This window comes from Alcanivorax sp. DG881, from assembly GCF_000155615.1.
Taxonomy (GTDB): domain Bacteria; phylum Pseudomonadota; class Gammaproteobacteria; order Pseudomonadales; family Alcanivoracaceae; genus Alcanivorax.
In genome coordinates this window covers 638363-659454 of record NZ_DS989915.1, presented here as the reverse complement: position 1 = coordinate 659454, position 21092 = coordinate 638363, and the positions used below count along the sequence as shown (strand labels likewise).

Genomic DNA, 21092 nt, shown 5'->3' with positions numbered 1-21092 from the left:
GCTTGTTATTTCCAAACACAGGATTGAAATCCATGCTTCGAACGATTCAGCAGGACTGGTTCAGTAACGTCCGTGGCGACTTGCTGGCAGGGGCCGTTGTGGCGCTTGCGTTGATCCCGGAGGCGATTGCCTTCTCCATCATTGCCGGTGTGGACCCGAAAGTGGGTTTGTATGCCTCTTTCTGTATTGCCGTGGTGACGGCCTTCTTCGGCGGGCGCCCGGGGATGATTTCTGCAGCCACTGGCGCTATGGCGCTGGTGATGGTGACTCTGGTGGCCGACCACGGCTTGCAATACCTGCTGGCGGCCACGGTGCTCACTGGCGCACTGCAGATCATCGCGGGGTTCCTCAAACTCGGTAACCTGATGCGATTTGTGTCGCGTTCTGTGGTCACGGGGTTTGTGAATGCGTTGGCTATACTCATTTTCATGGCACAGTTGCCGGAGTTGGTGAACGTGACCTGGCATGTTTACGCCATGGTGGCCGCTGGCCTGGGGATTATCTATCTGCTGCCTCTGCTGACCACGGCGGTGCCGTCGCCGCTGGTCTGTATCGTGGTCATTACCGGTGTGGCGATGTATCTGGGCATTGATGTGCCCACGGTGGGGGATAAGGGGGAGCTGCCGGACAGCCTGCCAATCTTCCTGTTGCCGGATATTCCGCTGAATCTGGAAACCCTGAAGATCATCCTGCCGTATTCTCTGGCGTTGGCCGTGGTTGGCCTGCTGGAATCCATGATGACGGCCACCATTGTTGATGACCTGACCGACACTGACAGTAACAAGAACCGCGAATGCAAAGGCCAGGGCGTGGCCAATATCGCGTCCGGTTTCCTGGGCGGGATGGCCGGTTGCGCCATGATTGGCCAGTCGGTGATCAACGTGAAATCCGGTGGGCGCAAGCGGTTGTCGACCCTGTTTGCCGGCTGTTTCCTGTTGGTGCTGGTGGTGTTCCTGGGCCAGTGGGTTTCCCAGATTCCCATGGGCGCGCTGGTGGCAGTGATGATCATGGTGTCCATCGGTACCTTCAGCTGGGAGTCCATTACCAATATGGCAAAACATCCGGCCAGCAGTACCGTGGTGATGCTGGCCACGGTGACGGCCACCGTGGCGACTCACAATCTGGCCATTGGTGTGGGGATCGGGGTGGTGTTGAGTGCCCTGTTCTATGCCAACAAGGTGGGTCGTATCTTCTACGTGAAAGCGACCGAAAGTGCTGAAGACGGGCACCGGGTTTATGATGTGGTGGGGCAGGTATTCTTTACCTCCTCCGACCAGTTCATCGCCTCGTTTGACTTCAAGGAAGCCATCGATAAAGTCACTATTGATGTTCATCGTGCCCACTTCTGGGATATCACCGCTATCGGCGCCCTGGACAAGGTCGTGATCAAGTTCCGCCGCGAAGGCACCGAAGTGGATATCGTCGGCCTCAACGAAGCCAGTGCTACGCTGGTGGACAAGTTCGGTGTGCATGACAAGCCCGCTGCCGTTGAAAAAATGATGGGCGGCCACTAAGCGCCAAAGGAGAACAACAATGACGAATGTCATCGCCTGTATCGACGGCTCCAACGCTGCAACGGCTGTTTGTGACTACGCTGCCTGGGCGTCACAGCGCCTGAGCGCGCCGCTGACCTTGTTGCATGTGCTGGATCATTCGCGCTACCCGGTCAGTGCCGATTTCAGTGGTAATCTGGCGCTGGGTGGTCGCGAGCACTTGATGGAAGAGCTGGCAGATCTGGATGCCAAGCGTAACCGCCTGGCACTGGAACAAGGCAAGATGATGCTGGAAGCGGCAAGTCAGCGCGCCAGCGAAGCTGGCATTAGCGACCCGCAGCAACGTCAGCGTCACGGTGATCTGGTGGATACGCTTGCCGAGTTGGAAGAAGAGATGCGTTTGCTGGTCATTGGCAAGCAAGGCGAAGAGCACGAGGGTATTGGTGCCCAGGTGGGAGACAATGTCGAGCGTGTTATCCGCGGCCTGCATCGCCCAATCCTGGTGACGGCAGGGGAGTTTCAGGCACCGAAAACCATCATGCTCGCATTCGACGGCAGTGCTACTTCGCGCAAGGGTGTGAGCATGCTGGCTGACAGTCCGCTGTTTCAGGGGCTGGATTGTCATCTGGTGACGGTTGGCAATAACCATGAGGGGCTTGATGAGGCGGCTCGGCAGCTCGAACAATCCGGGCATAACGTGCAAACGGCCACGCTTGAAGGTGAGGTGGAGCCTGCCTTGCACCAGTACCAGCAGAGCCACAACGTGGACCTGGTGGTAATGGGGGCTTATGGCCATTCCCGCATCCGCGAATTCTTTGTGGGCAGCACCACTAACAAGATGATTCGTGAAGCGAAGGTGCCGCACCTGCTGTTGCGGTAAGGTTTAAGGACCATTCAGGCGCAACGAGCAACATGTTGGGCGCTACAAAAAACGCGGGCTCTGTCAGTGCTAATAGGCAAAGACAGGCCCGCGTTTTTTTGTGTGGAATTAAGTGGCGAGCCGCGCTCTTATTCCACCGTGATGGTGATCTTCTCGGACATGACCGGTGGCTCATGGGGAACATGGCGGTAATCGCCCAGCAGTAGCTGCAGGGTGTGGGTACCCGGCTCCAGTTCCAGCTCGGTTTCAGTCTGGCCTTTACCGAAGTGAATCACCTGGTCGTTGGCAGGTAGCGGCATGCCCATGTCCGGCAGGGTTTCCAGGTCGATCAGCAGGTGGTGGTGGCCACTGTTGTCTTGCTCGTTGCCAGCCGGCGCCACGTCCATGCCTTCCAGACCAAAGACAACCTTCACCGGGCTGCTGACGGTGGCGCCATTGGCCGGGCTGACGATTTCAGCGGCAGCGCCTTCCGGGGCGGGGCTGCGGGTAATGCCGGTGGCAGCAGGTTTTTCAGCGCTGTCATCGGTGTTCATGTGATTACTGTGATCGGTGGCGGCAGGGGCGTTTGCAGCTGGAGCCGCAGCTTCTTTGGTGGCGTCTTCGCTGTTGTCGGAACAGGCTTGCAGCAGGGTAGTGCTGGCAATCACAGCGACGAGCAGGGAACGTTGAAACGGAATACGCATGGTCTTTTCCTTGAGCAGTTGAATCCAATGAAGACCTGCTGCCAGACAAAATAGGGCAACAGAGTGAACCGGAGTCACGAAGTTGTCATAACCATAGCAGAAACCCCGGGCTTCGTGTCTACATGGTGGCGGCTTTGACAGGTATAATCCGCGCCAGTTTGCATTATTGGAGTCAGCATGACTGTTCGTACTCGCGTCGCCCCGTCGCCCACCGGTGATCCCCACGTCGGCACGGCTTATATTGCCTTGTTCAATCGCTGCTTTGCGCAGCAGCATGGTGGCCAGTTTATTCTGCGTATCGAAGATACGGATCAGACCCGTTCCACGGATCAGTCCGAACAGATGATCCTGGATTCTCTGAAATGGCTGGGTCTGACCTGGGACGAAGGCCCGGACGTGGGCGGGCCGCATGGGCCGTACCGCCAGAGCGAACGTAAGGGTATGTACCGCCAGTACGCGGACGAGTTGATCGAAAAGGGCCATGCGTTCAAGTGCTACCGCACCAGTGAAGAGCTTGATGTGCTACGGGCCGAGCTGAAAGAGAAGGGTGAAAATCGGGCGCTCAAGCCGTCGGATCTGGAACTGCCGGCCGATGAGCAGGGGAAACGTGAGGCTGATAACGCACCCTACGTGATTCGCATGCGGGTCCCCACGGACGGTCGCTGTGAAATTCAGGATATGCTGCGCGGCACGGTCGAGCTGGACTGGGCCCTGGTCGATGCACAGATTCTGCTGAAATCCGACGGCATGCCAACCTACCACCTGGCGAATATCGTGGACGATCACCTGATGGAGATCACCCATGTAATTCGTGGTGAGGAATGGCTTAACTCTGCGCCCAAGCACAAATTGCTCTATGAATATTTTGGCTGGGAAATGCCGGCGCTGTGTCACATGCCGCTACTGCGTAACCCGGATAAATCCAAACTCAGCAAACGCAAGAACCCCACCAGTATCCTGTTCTATCAGCGCATGGGCTACCTGCCTGAGGCGCTGGTCAATTACCTGGGACGCATGGGGTGGTCCATGCCGGATGAGAGCGAGAAATTTTCGCTGGCGCAGATGCAGGGCGCGTTCGATATCCAGCGTGTGTCCCTGGGGGGGCCGGTGTTCGATGTGGAGAAGCTCAGCTGGCTGAACGGCCAATGGTTGCGCGATCAGAGCGATGAGCAATTCCTGGATTCGCTCCTTGGCTGGGCCTACAACCGCGACTACGCAATGAAAATCATCCCGCACCTGCGTCAGCGGGTGGAGACCTTGTCGGAAGTGGCCGACAAGGCAGCGTTCTGTTTTAACGGTATGCCGGCGCTCACCGAAGCCAGTTTCGAGCATAAGCAGTACGGCTCCGATGACATCAAGGTGTGGTTGCAGTATCTGCTCTGGACCTATGAAGCGCGCAACGACTGGAACCGTGACGGCCTGTTCGCCGACGCCAAAGCTATCGCCGATGCCCTGGAAGTGAAGATCAAGGATTTCCTGTTCCCGGTCTTCATCGCCATTGCCGGCACCAGTGCCAGTTTCTCGGTGGTGGACTCCATGGAGATTATCGGTTCTGACATCAGCCGTGCCCGCATCCGTCACGCCATTGAGGTATTGGGCGGGGTATCCAAGAAGCAGATGAAGAAGCTGGAGAAGGCCTACCGGGATCTGCTAGTGGGCTGAGTTGAAAGTTCAAAGTTCAAATTTGAAAAGGCGCGGTGAGGGCCATGATGACGGGTAAGTTTCCTCCGCGGACAGACCCTGAATCGCGGCAACAAGACGGCAGTGTTGTATAGCCGTTCCCGCGTTTAAACTTTTCACTTTGAACTTTAAACTGATTTTCGCCCAGTTTTTCAGCAACTTGCTCAGGATGTAGTCAAATCGACTTCATTCTGAAAAAAACCGCTGGCTGGCGCTTGACAGGGTAGGGGTGGCCGGTAGAATACGCCGCACCTACCGGGATGCACCTGATCCCACTGGTATTTGGGGCTATAGCTCAGCTGGGAGAGCGCAACACTGGCAGTGTTGAGGTCAGCGGTTCGATCCCGCTTAGCTCCACCAAACACGTCCCCTTCGTCTAGTGGCCCAGGACACCGCCCTTTCACGGCGGTAACAGGGGTTCGACTCCCCTAGGGGACGCCAAATAGAAAAGCCTCACTCGAAAGAGTGGGGCTTTTTTATGGCCGCTTTGCGGCCGCATCACGTTTCACGCACTAGTCCATCATGCTAAAGGCTTGGTCTGATCCTGCGGTCCCAGGATCAGTCGCAAATAGTAGATGCTTCCTCTCCGATGCTTCGCTTACTGGAAATGCTGCTCCCTGCGTCAGCTCAGTCGCCGGATGGTAAGGGTGTGGGCGATTTTTTCGCCGTCCCAGATGTATTCGTAGTGAGCGCTGGGGGTAATGCTGGCGATAATGTGAGGGCTCAGCAGGGCGTAGCAATGGCTGCCGGCAGCCCGCACTGATTCGTAATGAATGCCGCTGTGCTGCTGGTCCTTTAGGTGCTGGCCCAGCAGGTGGGCTGCGCTGTAATCATCGGGCGCATGCCAGTGTGGGTGGTCACTGGCAGGAGTGATATCGATGAGTGTCGCGGTGAAATTGACCTTCAGGCCGCGCATGACGATGCGGTCATATTTGAGGCCATCCACCTGCTGGAAGTAGCGTTGCTGGTGATAGCGGGTTTCGGCAATGGCCGTTGCCATACGGTCAGCACAATAGAAGACGCCGTAATGGCCCGCAGAGAAGCGCGAACCGGCCGGGTTCACATGCACGAAAGGCCCGAGGGCGTAGTTACAACCGGGAATGCCCCAGGGGCGTTGATCGGGCGGTACCCGGTTCAGCTCGCCAACATCATTCTGCAGGCGTGGATTGGTGAGTGCCTGCACGGCAAACAGCGCATCGAAATCGGCCTGGTCCGCCACATCATCGAAGATGGCGATGGGGGGATATTTGCCATTGACCAGCCGGTAGGCGGTTTGTCCGCGTAGTGTCGTGCGCGGCAGGGCATCGGTATCCGGTTCACTCAGCCCCATTGGCCGCCCCGCAGGCTGTCGAGCTGGCGGTGTACTTCATAGAGGCTGGCGACCCGGCCGTTGCCCATAATGCTCATGGGGGTCGCACCATTGAAAAAGGCGTTATGGTTGGCCATGCGCACAAAGCCGTACACGTTCTCCTTGTTGCCGAACAAGGTACGTAGCGCCTGATGGATATTCAGCAGATAGCTGAGCCGTTCCAGCAGATCCTGGTTTACCCGCGCGCTGTCTGGCTGGCTCTGGTATTTGTGCAGGGTGGAGCGGCCTACACCGAGTAGCGCCATTTTCTCCTTTTCACTGCACTGCCAGTGCTCCAGCAGCTTCAATACGGCACGCAAGGCCGCATGGCGGGCGCCATCGTCCAGAGCTTGTGGGGTATAGGCTGTTGCCGGTTCCATGTTTTGCCTCCTGTTAGTGCCAATAATGATCTATATTTTAGTTATTGTCTATATTGAGACATGAAGGGCAAGAAAATGTCATATCCATGAACAACCTGAGGTGTCTGTAGTCACTGTATTGCGCCCATTGGATGGCCGGGCGCCGGGTTGGTGAACATTTGCTGGAGAGGCTGGATGGGAAACAGGGTTAATGTGTTGGGTAGCGGAGTGTTGCTGTTGGCAGCGCTGTCGGCAGGCTGTGCCAATGCAGGAGATGTTGCGAGCCGGCAATGGACTGATGCGCATCTGCACTATGTGGATTTCATGCAGGACAGTGAGGGCGCCCAGGCGATGATCGCGGCCATGGATGAGGCGGGTGTGGAGCGAGCCTGGGTATTTGGTCTGCCGGTGATGAAAAAATGGCAGGCAGAGGCGCCACGCCGCCCCCGGTATTATCTGGGCGATGAGGCGCCGCTGTATTACTACAGTGCCACGGATGACATTGTTGCCCAGGCGGTGTTGTCGTTGCCGAAGCAGCAGCAGGCGCGGTTGCAGCCGTTTATCAGTGGTTTCAACCCCACGGACATGCATGCAGCGGAACAGGTGGAGCACCTTATTGAGCGCTATCCGGGCCTGTGGCAAGGGGTGGGGGAAATTCTCACCCGGCATGATCAGCTCACTGCGCTGACCGAAGGAGAGACTCCCCGGGCCAACCACCCGGCACTGATGAAGGTGTATGCAATGGCGGGGCGCTATGATCTTCCCGTGTTGCTGCACAGCAACCTGACCTCCCTTCGCGAAGAGACGCCGATCTATCTGGGGGAGCTGGAAGAGGCGCTCAGTGAGCACCCGGAAACCCGTTTTTTGCTGGCCCACGCAGGCACCAGTGGTGGTGTGGAAGAGCGACAGGCGCCACTGGGGACCTTGCCGCCGATTTTGCGGGCGTTGTTGAGCCGTTATGGCAATTTGTACATCGATCTGTCGTGGAGCGTAAAGGACCACTACCTGATTGATGACGGCGTGCCCAGCGAGGAGTGGCTGGCCCTTATCCGTGAATTCCCGGACCGTTTTACCCTGGGAACCGACCTGGTGGGGCATTTCGACAGCATGGAAAGGGTGCTTGGCGAGTACGAGCCGTTGTTGGAAGCGTTGCCCAAAAAAGTGGCAGAGCAGCTTTCACACGGGAATGCGGATGCGCTTGTGCCCAAAAAAGGGGCACTGCCGTTGCCTTGAATGAAGATTTGTCGTGGATTTAAGGGAAAGCCCCGGCTTCTGATGAGGGCTTTTTTCGCCTTTCGGAGTGCCTGACGCCTAAACCCACAATGACATCGGTGGTGGTGTGGGTTTCAATTTTATTGCGTCAGGCATGCGGCATCAGGCTTCAGGCTTTTTCTGCAATCGACGCAACAGGGACGATGTGTCCCAGCGGCCCCCGCCCATGGCCTGAATATCCCGGTAAAAGTCGTTTATCTGCTCAGTGATGGGCAGGGGTGTCCCGTTCCGGGCAGCTTCGTTCAGGCAAATATCCAGGTCCTTGCGCATCCAGTCCACGGCGAAGCCGTGCTCATACTGGTCGTCGATCATGGTCTGGTGCCGGTTCACCATTTGCCAGGAGCCGGCGGCCCCCTGGCTGATGGTTTCGAAGACTTTGCTGGCATCCAGGCCGGCGTTCAGGGCAAAGGCGACGCCTTCGGAGAGGCCTTCCACCAGCCCGGCTACGCAGATCTGATTGACCATCTTGGTCAGCTGGCCACTGCCCGCCGGTCCCATCAGGTTGGTGGCTTTGGCGTAATGCTGAAGGGTAGGCAGTACGCGCTGATAGATCGCCTCTTCACCCCCGCACATGATCGACAGTTGGCCGTTTTCAGCTCCTTGCTGGCCGCCGGAGACCGGGGCATCCACAAAATGATTGCCCTGCTTCCGACAGGCGGTATCCAGCTCACGGGCCATTTCTGCGCTGGCGGTGGTGTGATCGATCAGAATCGCGCCCTTGGCAAGGCCTTGCAGGGCGCCGTCATCGCCGAGCGTTACCTGACGCAGGTCGTCGTCGTTACCGACACAGACAAAAACCAGATCAGCCCGCTGGGCGGCTTCAGCGGGGGTGGCGGCATGGCTGCCGGGGTAGTCCCCGGTCCATTGTTGTGCCCGCTGACCGGAGCGGTTGTACACCGTCATGGTAATGCCCGCCTCGGCCAGGTGCCCGGCCATGGGGTAGCCCATGGTGCCGAGTCCGATAAAGGCGGCGTTCAGGGCGCTCATTTGTTGCTGTCTCCGTGATTACTGCGAGTGGCGGCGCTGTTATCGCCCAGGGGGTAAGCGGCAAAGCGAGGTTCGGTAAGGCTGCCCAGGTAGAGGGTGTTGCCGTGCTGTTCGGCGCTGGTGATCGGGGCGAAGGCGCCGTCGCTGTTGTCTTGCAGATTGTGAGTGACCTGTCCTTGCTCGTCGAGACCGAGCACAAAGCCGTGATGCACCGGCTGCGGCTGCAGGAAGCTGGGCATACGGAAGGCCACTTTGCGCAGCAGGGGTTTGTCGGAAAGGCTGTCGAGCATGGCATTGCGGGGGCTGAACAGGGCGAGCCAAAAGGTGCCGTCGCCGTTGGCCGAGATGCCATCCGGGATGCCGGGCAGGTTATCCATGAAGATATCGTGGGTGCCGGCTTTGTCGCCTTTGAGCCAGTAGCGAACGATGCGGTAGTTGCCCGTTTCGGTGACCAGCACGAAGTCTTCATTCTGCGACAGGGCGATACCATTGGCGAACTGCAGGCCATCAAGCAGGACTTCGGCTTGGTTGGTGGCTGGGTCGTAACGCAGCAGCCGCCCATGGCCGCCGTGTTCCATGATGTCGTCGCGGGCATGCATGGCCGGGCCAAACTTGCTGGAGGCATCGGAGAAATAGGCGATGCCGTTGCTGTCCACATCCACGTCATCGGTAAAACCGTAGGCCAGTCCGTTAGCGCTGTCGCTCAGGGTTGTGATGGCGCCGGCCGCGCTGATGCTCAAAAGCCCCTTGTAGCCATCGGCAACGATCAGGTTGCCGGAGGGCGCAAAATCCAGACCCAGTGGCCGGCCTTCGGTGTTGGCGATCAGGTCCGGGTTGTTGCCGTCGGGATCAAAGCGAACAATGCGGCCATCTACATAGCCCACGTACAGGTAGCCTTCGTCATCAATGGCCACATCTTCCGGGCCAATGCCTTCATCCTTGCCGAGTATGCGGCTGTCACTGAGTGTCGTGTTGGTGGCGTAGGGGCCTTCAAGGGCGGGGGCTGTAGGGGCTTGCCAGGCGACGGGCTCGATACTGACCGGCCAGAATAACAGGTAAGCGGCAATGGCGATGATGATGAGAAGCGCGAGGATTTTTTTCATTGTCATGTCTGCGTTGGCTAGCGAGACGATGATGCTTGCATGCACGGCGCAACCACGCAAATGCAGGGTGGTAATAACGTTCAATCAGCAGGATGAAATCGTTGTTGCCCGGTGAGCGAGCAGCGAGTTTCAGGGAGCGAAAGTTTTAACTCGCGGCGGTTTTTTGCAGACACAAAAAAACCGCCCGAAGGCGGTTTTTTTGTCAGGCGATAACGAGGCGCTTATTTGCGCTCGTTGACCGGAACGAATGAACGTTCGGCTTCGCCGGTGTACAGCTGGCGCGGACGGCCAATCTTGTACGGGTTGGAGATCATTTCGTTCCAGTGCGCAATCCAGCCTACGGTGCGTGACAGGGCAAAGATTACGGTGAACATGGAGGTCGGGATCCCGATGGCTTTCAGGATGATGCCGGAGTAGAAATCCACGTTCGGGAACAACTTCTTCTCTTTGAAGTAGGGGTCGTTCAGCGCGATTTCTTCCAGCTTCATGGCCAGTTCCAGCTGCGGATCGTTCACACCCAGTTCGGCCAAAACGTCGTGGCAGGACTCGCGCATCACGGTGGCACGCGGATCGTAGTTCTTGTAGACACGATGACCGAAGCCCATCAGCTTGAACGGGTCATTCTTGTCCTTGGCCTTGGCAATGTAGGCGTCGATGTTATCGATGTGACCGATTTCATCGAGCATGTTCAGCACGGCTTCGTTGGCGCCACCGTGTGCCGGGCCCCACAGGGCAGAGATACCAGCAGCAATACAGGCGAACGGGTTGGCACCGGAGGAGCCTGCCAGACGCACGGTAGAGGTGGAGGCGTTCTGCTCGTGGTCCGCATGCAGGATGAAGATGCGATCCATGGCCTTGGCCAGGGTCGGGCTGATCTTGGATTCTTCACAGGGGTTGCCGAACATCATGTGCAGGAAGTTTTCTGCGTAACCCAGGTCGTTGCGCGGGTACATGAAGGGCTGGCCCAGCGCGTACTTGTAGCACATGGCCGCGATGGTGGGCATCTTGGCGATCAGGCGGTACGCGGTGATTTCACGGTGCTCAGGATTATTGATGTCCAGTGAGTCGTGGTAGAAGGCGGACAGGGCGCCAACTACACCACACATGATGGCCATCGGGTGGGCATCGCGGCGGAAACCGTTGAAGAAGTTGCGGATCTGCTCGTGCACCATGGTGTGGTTCTTCACGGTGCTGATGAACTGATCCCGTTGCTCTGCGGTAGGCAGTTCGCCGTACAGCAGGGTGTAACACACTTCCAGATAATCAGACTGACCTGCCAGCTCCTCGATGGAGTAGCCGCGGTGCAGAAGTTTACCCACTTCACCATCGATAAAGGTGATCTTGGATTCACAGGAAGCGGTAGAGGTGAAACCCGGGTCGAAAGTAAAGACGCCGTTAGCTACCAGTTTGGACACGTCGATAACGTCGCGGCCCAGAGTCGGGGTGTAGATCGGCAGGTCCAGGTCCTGACCCTCTACCTTGAGAGTGGCTTTCTTCTCGGTCATGGGAATCTCTCCATTGGCGGACGAGGGAACGTTCCTCAAGGTAAGGAAGGTCCTCCAAAGCGCGGGGGAAGGTAAAGTTTTGACACACCTTTGTCAACGCGCAGCCGAGAACCGGGGAGTCAGACTTTTGTAGGGTAAACAGCTTGTTACGGCAGAATGACGATTTTGCCTCAGCATGGTGCAACACAAATTCACGGCGTTCACATCAGGTGCATCATTGTAAATCAAGGCGTTAGCCGGTAAGTGGGCAATAATTGTCGGTCGGAGCGTTTGTTTTGCGTAAGTGGCGGCGATATACTGCCGCCCGGCAGAAACCTCCTGCTGGGGGTTTCACACGGGCCCACCCCGGCCCGGGCAGAGTTATTGAGATCAGGCTTCACGTTTTGATCTCAATAACTCTGCCAAGTTCCCGACAACCGCCTCTTAACTGAGGCCTGGCTATAAGTAGGCTACCGTGAACGATAAGCGACCCGTTAACCTCGATCTGAGCACGATCAAGTTCCCGGTCACGGCTATAGCATCTATCACCCACCGTGTAACCGGCGTTGCCATCTTTTTGGCATTGCCGATTCTGCTGTGGATGCTGGATCGCTCCCTGGCGTCTCCCGAGAGCTTTGCGGACCTGAAAGAACTGATGATGACCTCACTGCTGGTGAAGCTGGTGGTATGGGGCATTTTGTCTGTATTGCTGTACCACCTGGTGGCGGGCATTCGTCACTTGATTATGGACACCGGTGTTGGTGAAAGCCTGGAAGGCGGCCGTCGTGGCGCCAAGCTGGCCTTCATCATCTCTGCGGTATTGATTCTGCTGGTAGGAGTCTGGATATGGTAACCAGTGTAACGAGCCTGGGCCGTAACGGCCTGTATGACTGGCTCATTCAGCGCGTATCCGCTGTCATCATCGGTGTCTACATGATCGGCATGCTGGGTTATCTGATCACCGCGGGTGATCTGGACTATGGCAGCTGGAAAGCCTTCATGGGATCTATCTGCATGCAGATAGCCAACACCCTGCTGGTAATTTCTGTCGCTGCACACACCTGGGTGGGCCTGTGGGGCGTAACCACGGACTACCTGACCAGCCTGACCTTTGGTAAAGCCGCCACCGGCGTGCGCCTGATTGCCCAGTTGGCAATTGCTCTGGCGCTTGTTGTGTACCTGCTTTGGGGTCTGGTTCTGATCTGGGGAGGGGCGTAATCCATGTCCATTCGCACTATTACGTTTGACGCTATCGTCGTAGGTGGTGGTGGTGCCGGTATGCGCGCCTCACTGCAAATGGCCCAGTCCGGTTTCAAGACTGCGCTGATTTCCAAAGTCTTCCCGACCCGTTCGCACACTGTATCCGCCCAGGGCGGTATTACCTGTGCGATCGCGTCCGCCGATCCCAACGATGATTGGCGCTGGCACATGTATGACACCGTGAAAGGTTCCGATTACATCGGTGACCAGGACGCGATCGAATACATGTGTAATGTTGGACCCGAAGCGGTCTACGAGCTGGACCACATGGGCCTGCCGTTTTCCCGTACCGAAGAAGGGCGTATTTACCAGCGTCCGTTTGGTGGTCAGTCCAAGAACTTCGGTGAAGGTGGCCAGGCAGCTCGTACCTGTGCGGCCGCTGACCGTACCGGCCACGCGCTGCTGCACACGCTGTACCAGCAAAACCTGAAGAACGGCACCCAGTTCTACAATGAGTGGTACGCCGCAGAACTGGTCAAAGACGCTGACGGCAATGTTTGTGGTGTGATCGCCATCGACATCGAAACTGGCGAGACCGTGTTCTTCAAGGCCAAGGCAACCGTCTTTGCCACTGGTGGTTCCGGTCGCATTTACGCCTCCACCACCAATGCCCTGATCAACACCGGTGACGGCGTAGGCATGGCTCTGCGTGCTGGTCTGCCGGTGCAGGACATCGAAATGTGGCAGTTCCACCCCACCGGCATCGCCGGCGCCGGTGTACTGGTAACCGAAGGGTGCCGGGGCGAGGGTGGCTATCTGATCAACAAGGACGGCGAGCGCTTCATGGAGCGTTACGCGCCGAACGCCAAAGATCTGGCGTCCCGCGACGTTGTTGCCCGTTCCATGATGATGGAAATTCTGGATGGTCGTGGCGACGGTCCGGACGGTGACCACGTTTACCTGAAGCTCGATCATCTGGGTGAAGAGGTGCTGCACAGCCGCCTGCCGGGCATCTGTGAACTGGCCATTACCTTCGCGCAGACCGATCCGGTGAAAGAGCCGATCCCGGTTGTGCCGACCTGTCACTACATGATGGGCGGTATCCCCACCAATGTTCATGGTCAGGCGCTCAAGCTGACCGGTGGGCATGAAGGTGACGCCGAGTTCGTTAACGGCTTGTTCGCGGTGGGCGAAGTGGCCTGTGTATCTGTACACGGTGCCAACCGCCTGGGCGGTAACTCGCTGCTGGATCTGGTGGTATTCGGTCGCGCCGCCGGTTTGTACATTGAAGATGCCCTGCGTCAGGGTATGACTCAATACGAGCCGCGCGATGCCGACATTGATGAAGCGCTGTCCCGGGTTCGCCGTTGGGACGATTCCAAGGGTGGTGAGTCTGTCTCCACACTGCGCAAAGAGCTGCAGAGTGTGATGCAGAACCACTTCGGGGTGTTCCGCAAGGGCGACCTGATGGCGGAAGGCGTGGCCAAGCTGGCGGATCTGCGTGAGCGGATTGCCAAGGCGCACCTGGATGACAAGAGCAAGCCGTTCAACACCGCGCGTATTGAAGCGCTGGAGCTGGATAACCTGCTGGAAGTGGCGGAAGCCACCGCCATCGCGGCCGAAGGCCGTACCGAAAGTCGTGGCGCGCATTCCCGCTACGATTACCCGGATCGTGACGATGAGAACTGGCTGTGCCACTCCATCTTCGACCCCAAAGCCAAGAAGCTGGGCAAGCGTGACGTGAACTTCAAGCCGAAGACCGTTGACACCTTCCAGCCCAAGGCGCGGACCTACTAAGGGGAGCTAACGATGAAAGTCAGTATCTATCGCTACAATCCGGAAACGGATCGTGAGCCGAGCATGAAGGAGTATGAGGTCGATACCCAGGGTAAAGACCTCATGGTGCTGGACATTCTCGCTCTGGTGAAAGAGCAGGACGAATCCATGTCCTACCGTCGCTCCTGCCGTGAAGGTGTTTGCGGTTCCGACGGCATGAACATGAACGGCAAGAACGGCCTGGCCTGTATCACTCCGCTGTCCCAGGTGGCGCCGGGTGTACTGGAAGGCAAAAAGCCGTTGATCCTGCGCCCGCTGCCGGGTCTGCCGGTCATTCGCGATCTGGTGGTGGACATGGGTATGTTCTACAACCAGTACGAAAAAGTGCAGCCGTACCTGCAGAACAGCTCGCCGGCTCCGGCCATCGAGCGCCTGCAGAGCCCGGAAGAGCGCGAGAAGCTGGATGGCCTGTACGAGTGTATTCTCTGTGCCTGCTGTTCAACCAGCTGCCCGAGCTTCTGGTGGAACCCGGACAAGTTCCTGGGTCCGGCAGCCCTGTTGCAGAGCTACCGCTTCCTGGCGGATAGCCGCGACACAGTGACTGAAGAGCGTCTGTCCAAACTGGACGACCCCTTCAGCCTGTTCCGCTGCCACGGCATCATGAACTGCGTCAGCGTTTGCCCAAAAGGGTTGAACCCGACCCGGGCCATCGGCCATATCCGTTCCATGCTGTTGGAGCGGGGCATCTGACCCGAAACGAAAAAGGCGGCCTGATGGCCGCCTTTTTTGTATCTAATAAAGTCGATGATGGCGTTTTGTGCTGTCTATTCGACGTTTTGCCAATGGCAGAAACATTCGGAAAGAGTCATAAGTTACTTTATGAATTCGGTGCCTAACAAAACCGAATTAAAAGGGCTACACTAGATAGCAGTTCGAGGTAATCCCTCGACGAGAGGTAGCAAGCTTCTACCCAGACCCGACCCGGTATGGGCGAGATAGCAGGTTGCATCTCATGGGTGGAACAGGGCTTAAAAGGCGTTGTTCCGAAAAATACGAGCGTACGGGAACAGGGTCGCCCCCCTGTGGTCGCAGTTACTCATACCACAGAGTGTGACAACCTCCCGCCGAAGGAACGAGCTAACATGCAAGACAGTTCCATGCAGCGGCAATGGCAGTCCTCCCATATCGGGGGAGCCAACGCTGCCTATGTCGATGAACTGTACGAATCCTACCTGACCGATCCTAATTCCGTGCCGGAAGACTGGCGCGTTTATTTCGAAAAACTCCCCAGTGTTGATACCGCCGTCGAATCCGACGTGCCCCACGCCGCCGTGCGTGAATACTTCCTGTTGCAGGCGAAGAACCGCTCGCGTGTGCAGAAGTTTGGTGCCGGTGCGGTCAGCACGGAGCATGAGCGTCGTCAGGTCCGTGTGCTGCACTTGATTGCAGCCTACCGAAACCGTGGCCACCAGGTGGCCAAGCTGGACCCGCTGGGGATCATGGAGCGCGAAGCCGTTCCAGACCTGGAACTGGCGCATCACGGTCTCAGCACGGCTGATCTGGATACCGTATTTCAAACGGGCAACCTGTTTATTGGTAAGCCCGAGACCTCCCTCCGCGATATCGTTGACTGCCTGACCAGTACCTACTGCTCCAGCGTGGGTGCGGAATACATGCACATGGTCAACACCGCGGAAAAACGCTGGTTGCAGCAGCGCATGGAAGGCGTGCGCTGTCACCCGGAATACGGTACGGACATCAAGAAGCATATTCTTGAGCGCCTGTCCGCCGCCGAGGGCCTGGAAAAATACCTGGGCAGCAAGTACCCCGGCACCAAGCGTTTCGGCCTGGAAGGCGGCGAATCGCTGATTCCGTTGATGGACGAAATCATCCAGCGCGTGGGCAGTTATGGCGCCAAGGAGCTGGTGATCGGCATGGCCCACCGTGGTCGTTTGAATGTGCTGGTCAACACCCTGGGCAAAAGCCCGAAAGACCTGTTTGAAGAATTCGACGGCAAGAGCTTCAACGAAACGGGCTCCGGTGACGTGAAGTATCACCAGGGCTTCTCGTCCAACGTACAAACGTCTGGGGGTGAAGTGCATCTGGCCATGGCCTTCAACCCCTCGCATCTTGAGATCGTGTCTCCGGTGGTGGAAGGGTCGGTACGTGCCCGTCAGGATCGCCGTGATGACGAAGGTGGCGAGCAGGTTGTTCCGATCATATTGCACGGTGATGCGGCCTTTGCCGGGCAGGGCGTGGTCATGGAGACATTCCAGATGTCCCAGACCCGCGGCTTCCACACCGGTGGTACCCTGCATGTGATCATCAACAACCAGGTGGGCTTTACCACCAGCCGGCGTGATGATGCCCGCTCCACCGAGTACTGCACCGATGTGGCAAAAATGGTGCAGGCGCCGATCTTCCACGTGAATGCGGATGATCCGGAAGCGGTGTATTTCGTCACCCAGCTTGCGGTGGATTACCGCATGCAATTCAAGAAAGACGTGGTGATTGATCTGATCTGTTATCGCCGTTCGGGGCATAACGAGGCGGACGAGCCGTCCTCGACCCAGCCGATGATGTACAAAAAGATCAAAAGCCACCCGACCACCCGCACCCTGTATGCCGAGCAGCTGATCAACGAAAAAGTGATCAGTGAACAGGAAGCCCAGAAAACCGTGGATGACTACCGCGACATGCTGGATGCCGGTAATCATGTGGTGAAATCCCTGGTGCGTGAGCCAAACAAGGCACTGTTCGTGGACTGGTCTCCCTACATTGGCCACAAGGTGGAAGATGACTGGGATACGTCGTACCCGCTGAAGAAGTTGCAGGATCTGGCTACCCGCCTGGAAACACCGCCGGAAGGGGTGGTCGTTCAGCGTCAGGTGAAGAAAATTCTTGAAGACCGCCGCAAAATGACCGCCGGTGCCTTGCCCCTGAACTGGGGTTACGGGGAAACCATGGCCTATGCGACGCTGCTGGATCAGGGTTTTGCCATTCGCTTGACCGGCCAGGATAGTGGCCGCGGCACCTTCTCACACCGCCACGCGGTGCTGCACAACCAGAAAGACGGTGAGCAGTATGTGCCGCTTCAACACCTCTACGAGGATCAGCCGCGCTTCGATATCTACGATTCATTGCTGTCTGAAGAAGCGGTGTTGGGGTACGAATATGGCTACGCGACTACCACGCCAAAATCCCTGGTGATCTGGGAAGCTCAGTTTGGTGATTTCGCCAATGGTGCCCAGGTGGTAATTGACCAGTTCATCTCTTCCGGCGAGGCCAAGTGGGGCCGTTTGTGTGGCCTGACCATGCTGCTTCCCCACGGCTATGAAGGGCAGGGCCCGGAGCACTCTTCTGCACGGCTGGAACGGTTCCTGCAACTGTGCGCTGAGCACAACATGCAGGTCTGTGTGCCGAGCACTCCCGGTCAGATTTATCACCTGCTGCGCCGTCAGGCTGTACGGCCACTGCGTAAACCGCTGGTGATAATGAGTCCGAAGAGCCTGTTGCGCCATAAAAAGGCCACATCCGCACTGGAAGATCTGGCCCATGGCACCTTCCATTCGGTGCTGGATGACCTGGCTGATCTGGATCGCAAGAAGATCAAGCGCGTGGTGATGTGTTCCGGGAAGGTCTACTACGACCTGCTGGAAAAACGCGATGGCGATGATCTGAGCGATACCGCGCTGGTTCGCATTGAGCAGTTGTACCCGTTCCCGGAACAGCGCTTGCAGGAGATTCTTGAGAGCTATCCGAACCTGGAGCATCTGGTCTGGTGTCAGGAAGAGCCCATGAATCAGGGCGCCTGGTATTGCTCTCAGCATCATATGTACCGTGTAGCAACAAAAGCTGGCGTGGGGCCTGTGCATTACGCTGGCCGCGATATGGCGGCCGCCCCGGCGGCAGGTTCAATGTCACTGCACGTGGAACAACAGCAGCGTCTGGTTCAGGACGCCTTCGAGATTAAGTAACAGTTAAGGATTAGGCATGGCGACTGATATCAAAGCCCCGCAGTTCCCGGAATCAGTAGCAGACGGCACCGTAGCCACCTGGCACAAACAGGAAGGTGAAGCGGTGAAGCGTGATGAGCTGCTGGTCGATATTGAAACCGACAAGGTTGTGCTTGAAGTGGTGGCACCGGCCGATGGCGTGGTCAGCAAGATCATGGCGGCCGAGGGTGAAACCGTAGAAAGCCAGCAGGTATTGGGTACCTTCGATGAAGGGGCCAGCGGCAGTGCCGGCAAGAGCGATGAGAAGCCGGCAAAGGCAGAGAGTGATGATGACTCTGCGGACAAGAAGGATGACAAGCAGGAAGAGAAAGCGGACGCGAAGTCCGAGCCTGCTGACGACGATGACAGTGCCGGCGATCAGGCGGGCCCGGCGGCCCGTAAGCTGATGAGCGAGCATGGCATCGCCGCAGACCAGGTGAAAGGCACAGGCCGCGGTGGCCGCATTACCAAGGGTGATGTAGAAAAGGTCATCACTGAGAAAGCGGAGAAACGTGCCAGCCAGCCTGCGCCGCAACAACCGGCGACTCTGGACGTACCGGGAGCACCGGGTGAGCGTGAAGAGCGTCGGGTGCCAATGACCCGTTTGCGCAAGCGGATTGCCGAGCGCCTGGTGTCGGCCCAGCAGGATTCGGCCATGTTGACCACCTTCAACGAGGTCAACATGAAACCGATCATGGATATGCGCAAGCATTATCAGCCGGAATTCGAGAAAGCCCATAACGTGCGTCTCGGCTTTATGGGGTTCTTTACCCGTGCCTGTGTGGAAGCCCTGAAGCGCTTCCCGGCGGTGAACGCCTCCATCGACGGTGAAGACATCGTTTATCACGGTTACTACGACGTGGGTGTGGCAGTCTCCACCGAGCGGGGGCTGGTTGTGCCTGTGCTTCGCGATGCGGACCAGAAAGGCCTAGCAGAAGTGGAATCGCAGATCATCGAGTACGGCCAGAAAGCCCAGAAGGGCAAGCTGTCCATTGAAGAGATGACCGGCGGCACCTTCACCATTTCCAACGGCGGGGTGTTCGGTTCGCTGATTTCCACGCCGATTCTGAACCCGCCGCAAACGGCGATTCTGGGTATGCACAAGATCCAGGAACGGCCCATGGCGGTGGACGGCAAAGTGGAAATCCTGCCAATGATGTATCTGGCCCTGTCCTATGATCATCGCCTTATCGATGGCAAGGAAGCGGTGCAGTTCCTGGTTGCAGTGAAAAACTTTATCGAGGATCCGGCGCGCCTGCTGCTGGATATCTGAATGTACGCCTGCACGCTTCATGCTGGCACGCACACGCGACATGGCGTGCCAGCGTGTTGCGTGAAGCGTGCCAGCGATAGAAGGAATAGAGCATGAGTGACAACTACGACGTCATCATCATTGGTGGTGGTCCTGGTGGCTATGTGGCCGCGATCCGGTGTGCGCAACTGGGGCTGAACACGGCTTGTATCGAAAAGCGTATCAACAAACAGGATGAGCCGGCTCTGGGCGGCACCTGTCTGAATGTGGGCTGTATTCCATCCAAGGCGCTGCTGGATTCTTCATGGAAATACCACGAAACCGAATCCGCTCTGGCAGACCATGGCATCAAGATCAAGGGTGCAGACCTGGACCTTGAGACCATGCTCAAGCGCAAGGACACCATCGTCAAGAATCTTACCGGTGGTATTGCCCAGCTGTTCAAGGCCAACAAGGTGACCTGGTTGCAGGGCACAGGCCAGTTGAAAAGCGGCAAGCAGGTGGAATTCCAGCCTCTGGAAGGCGACACACAGACCTTGCAGGCCGAGCACGTCATTCTGGCTGCCGGTTCTGTGCCGGTGGATATTCCCGTGGCGTCCGTCGACCAAAAAGTGATTGTGGATTCCACCGGGGCACTGGATTTTGACAAGGTGCCCAAGCGCCTTGGTGTGATTGGTGCCGGCGTGATCGGCCTGGAGTTGGGCAGTGTCTGGGGCCGTCTGGGCAGTGAGGTTGTTGTGCTGGAGGCGGTGGATGACTTCCTGCCTGCGGTGGACAAGCAGATTGCCAAGGATGCCCAGAAGCAGTTCACCAAACAGGGGCTGGATATTCGCTTGGGCGCCCGCGTCACCGGTTCCGAAGTGAAGAAGGATCAGGTCGTGGTGAGCTTCACCGACAAGGATGGCGAGCAGGAAGAAACCTTCGATCGCTTGATTGTGGCGGTGGGCCGTCGTCCTTATACCGAAGGCCTGCTTAGCCAGGACGCCGGTGTCAGCCTGGATGAGCGTAATTATATTTACGTGGACAGCCAGTGCCGCACTGATGTCCCCGGCGTTTACGCCATTGGTGACCTGGTGCGTGGTCCGGCCTTGGCCCACAAGGCCATTGAGGAAGGTGTCATGGTGGCGGAAGTGATCATGGGTGAAAGCACCCAGGTGAACTACGACGCCGTTCCCGGGGTGATTTATACCCACCCGGAAGTGGCATGGGTCGGCAAGACCGAAGAGGAAGTAAAGGATTCCGGTGATGCTTACAAGACCGGAGCCGTACCCTTTGCGGCCAATGGGCGAGCCATGGCGGCCGGTGAAACCGGTGGCATGGTGAAGTTTGTAGCCGACGAAAAGACCGACCGTATTCTGGGAATGCACGTAGTAGGCCCGCAGGCGTCCGAGCTGATTCAGCAAGGCGTTATAGCCATGGAGTTTGGGGCTACCGTGGAAGATTTGCAGCTGATGGTGTTTGGTCACCCAAGCCTGTCAGAAACCGTTCATGAAGCAGCCTTGGCCACGGACTTTAAAGCAATCCATGTGGCGCAGCGCCGTCGCAAGAAATAGCGCGGCATTTGAACGGCAGCGATAACG

General features: G+C 57.6%; 17 protein-coding genes and 2 tRNA genes. 13 read left to right on the top strand and 6 right to left on the bottom strand.

Going from position 1 to position 21092, the window contains the following annotated elements:
- The first annotated feature begins 32 nt into the window (after window positions 1-32).
- Both ADG881_RS02960 and ADG881_RS02955 read left to right on the top strand, forming a co-directional pair.
- Window positions 33-1514, top strand: a complete 1482-nt coding sequence (locus tag ADG881_RS02960; protein ID WP_007150267.1) for a SulP family inorganic anion transporter — start codon at window positions 33-35, stop codon at window positions 1512-1514.
- A 19-nt stretch (window positions 1515-1533) separates the two neighbouring features.
- Entirely contained in the window at window positions 1534-2373 is an 840-nt protein-coding gene (locus ADG881_RS02955) for a universal stress protein (RefSeq protein ID WP_007148749.1), read from the top strand.
- 128 nt (window positions 2374-2501) lie between these two features.
- Here ADG881_RS02955 and ADG881_RS02950 read toward each other — a convergent pair whose 3' ends face one another.
- Complete coding sequence (locus ADG881_RS02950; protein WP_007148477.1) at window positions 2502-3056, bottom strand: DUF4399 domain-containing protein; 555 nt, start codon at window positions 3054-3056, stop codon at window positions 2502-2504.
- Window positions 3057-3233: 177 nt separating this feature from the next.
- Between ADG881_RS02950 and gltX the strand changes: the two genes are divergently transcribed.
- From gltX to ADG881_RS02935, 3 genes are all read left to right on the top strand, one after another.
- Window positions 3234-4718 carry a glutamate--tRNA ligase gene (gene gltX, locus ADG881_RS02945; RefSeq protein ID WP_007150768.1) on the top strand — a complete coding sequence of 495 codons (1485 nt, stop codon included), beginning with the start codon at window positions 3234-3236 and terminating at the stop codon, window positions 4716-4718.
- Between the two features lie 302 nt (window positions 4719-5020).
- Window positions 5021-5096, top strand: a tRNA-Ala gene (locus ADG881_RS02940).
- Between the two features lie 5 nt (window positions 5097-5101).
- Window positions 5102-5177 (top strand) — tRNA-Glu (locus tag ADG881_RS02935).
- A 181-nt stretch (window positions 5178-5358) separates the two neighbouring features.
- On the opposite strand, the gene ADG881_RS02930 is transcribed toward ADG881_RS02935, so the two are convergent.
- The gene (locus tag ADG881_RS02930; protein WP_007149585.1) at window positions 5359-6066 is read right to left on the bottom strand and encodes an RES family NAD+ phosphorylase; all 708 of its coding nucleotides are present in this window, start codon (window positions 6064-6066) and stop codon (window positions 5359-5361) included.
- Window positions 6057-6464, bottom strand: a complete 408-nt coding sequence (locus ADG881_RS02925; protein WP_007149390.1) for an MbcA/ParS/Xre antitoxin family protein — start codon at window positions 6462-6464, stop codon at window positions 6057-6059. The genes ADG881_RS02930 and ADG881_RS02925 overlap by 10 nt, the downstream gene beginning before the upstream one ends.
- A 174-nt stretch (window positions 6465-6638) precedes the next feature.
- On the opposite strand from ADG881_RS02925, the gene ADG881_RS02920 reads away from it, so the two are divergent.
- Entirely contained in the window at window positions 6639-7676 is a 1038-nt protein-coding gene (locus ADG881_RS02920) for an amidohydrolase family protein (protein ID WP_007149418.1), read from the top strand.
- Window positions 7677-7817: 141 nt separating this feature from the next.
- Here the strand turns inward: ADG881_RS02920 and ADG881_RS02915 are convergent, their stop codons facing one another.
- The 3 genes from ADG881_RS02915 to gltA form a co-directional block, all read right to left on the bottom strand.
- On the bottom strand, window positions 7818-8702 hold the full coding sequence (locus ADG881_RS02915) for an NAD(P)-dependent oxidoreductase (RefSeq protein ID WP_007150724.1): 885 nt from the start codon (window positions 8700-8702) through the stop codon (window positions 7818-7820).
- The gene (locus ADG881_RS02910) at window positions 8699-9805 is read right to left on the bottom strand and encodes an SMP-30/gluconolactonase/LRE family protein (protein ID WP_156790317.1); all 1107 of its coding nucleotides are present in this window, start codon (window positions 9803-9805) and stop codon (window positions 8699-8701) included. The genes ADG881_RS02915 and ADG881_RS02910 overlap by 4 nt, the downstream gene beginning before the upstream one ends.
- Window positions 9806-10026: 221 nt before the next feature.
- On the bottom strand, window positions 10027-11310 hold the full coding sequence (gene gltA / locus ADG881_RS02905) for a citrate synthase (RefSeq protein ID WP_007150366.1): 1284 nt from the start codon (window positions 11308-11310) through the stop codon (window positions 10027-10029).
- Between the two features lie 454 nt (window positions 11311-11764).
- On the opposite strand from gltA, the gene sdhC reads away from it, so the two are divergent.
- The 7 genes from sdhC to lpdA all read left to right on the top strand — a co-directional run bounded on the left by sdhC (window position 11765) and on the right by lpdA (window position 21065).
- Entirely contained in the window at window positions 11765-12142 is a 378-nt protein-coding gene (gene sdhC, locus ADG881_RS02900; RefSeq protein WP_039926010.1) for a succinate dehydrogenase, cytochrome b556 subunit, read from the top strand.
- The gene (sdhD, locus tag ADG881_RS02895) at window positions 12136-12507 is read left to right on the top strand and encodes a succinate dehydrogenase, hydrophobic membrane anchor protein (RefSeq protein WP_007150974.1); all 372 of its coding nucleotides are present in this window, start codon (window positions 12136-12138) and stop codon (window positions 12505-12507) included. Before sdhC ends, sdhD begins: the two co-directional genes overlap by 7 nt.
- Window positions 12508-12510: 3 nt before the next feature.
- On the top strand, window positions 12511-14286 hold the full coding sequence (sdhA, locus tag ADG881_RS02890; RefSeq protein ID WP_007148541.1) for a succinate dehydrogenase flavoprotein subunit: 1776 nt from the start codon (window positions 12511-12513) through the stop codon (window positions 14284-14286).
- A 12-nt stretch (window positions 14287-14298) separates the two neighbouring features.
- Window positions 14299-15015: a succinate dehydrogenase iron-sulfur subunit gene (locus ADG881_RS02885; RefSeq protein WP_007151181.1), complete on the top strand. Its 717-nt coding sequence runs from the start codon at window positions 14299-14301 to the stop codon at window positions 15013-15015.
- Window positions 15016-15407: 392 nt separating this feature from the next.
- Window positions 15408-18242: a 2-oxoglutarate dehydrogenase E1 component gene (locus tag ADG881_RS02880; protein WP_039926009.1), complete on the top strand. Its 2835-nt coding sequence runs from the start codon at window positions 15408-15410 to the stop codon at window positions 18240-18242.
- Window positions 18243-18258: 16 nt separating this feature from the next.
- Window positions 18259-19533: a 2-oxoglutarate dehydrogenase complex dihydrolipoyllysine-residue succinyltransferase gene (gene odhB, locus ADG881_RS02875; RefSeq protein WP_007149212.1), complete on the top strand. Its 1275-nt coding sequence runs from the start codon at window positions 18259-18261 to the stop codon at window positions 19531-19533.
- A 92-nt stretch (window positions 19534-19625) separates the two neighbouring features.
- Window positions 19626-21065 (top strand): dihydrolipoyl dehydrogenase, encoded by a 1440-nt coding sequence (gene lpdA / locus ADG881_RS02870; protein ID WP_007150308.1) that lies wholly within the window; start codon window positions 19626-19628, stop codon window positions 21063-21065.
- The last annotated feature ends 27 nt before the right edge of the window (window positions 21066-21092 follow it).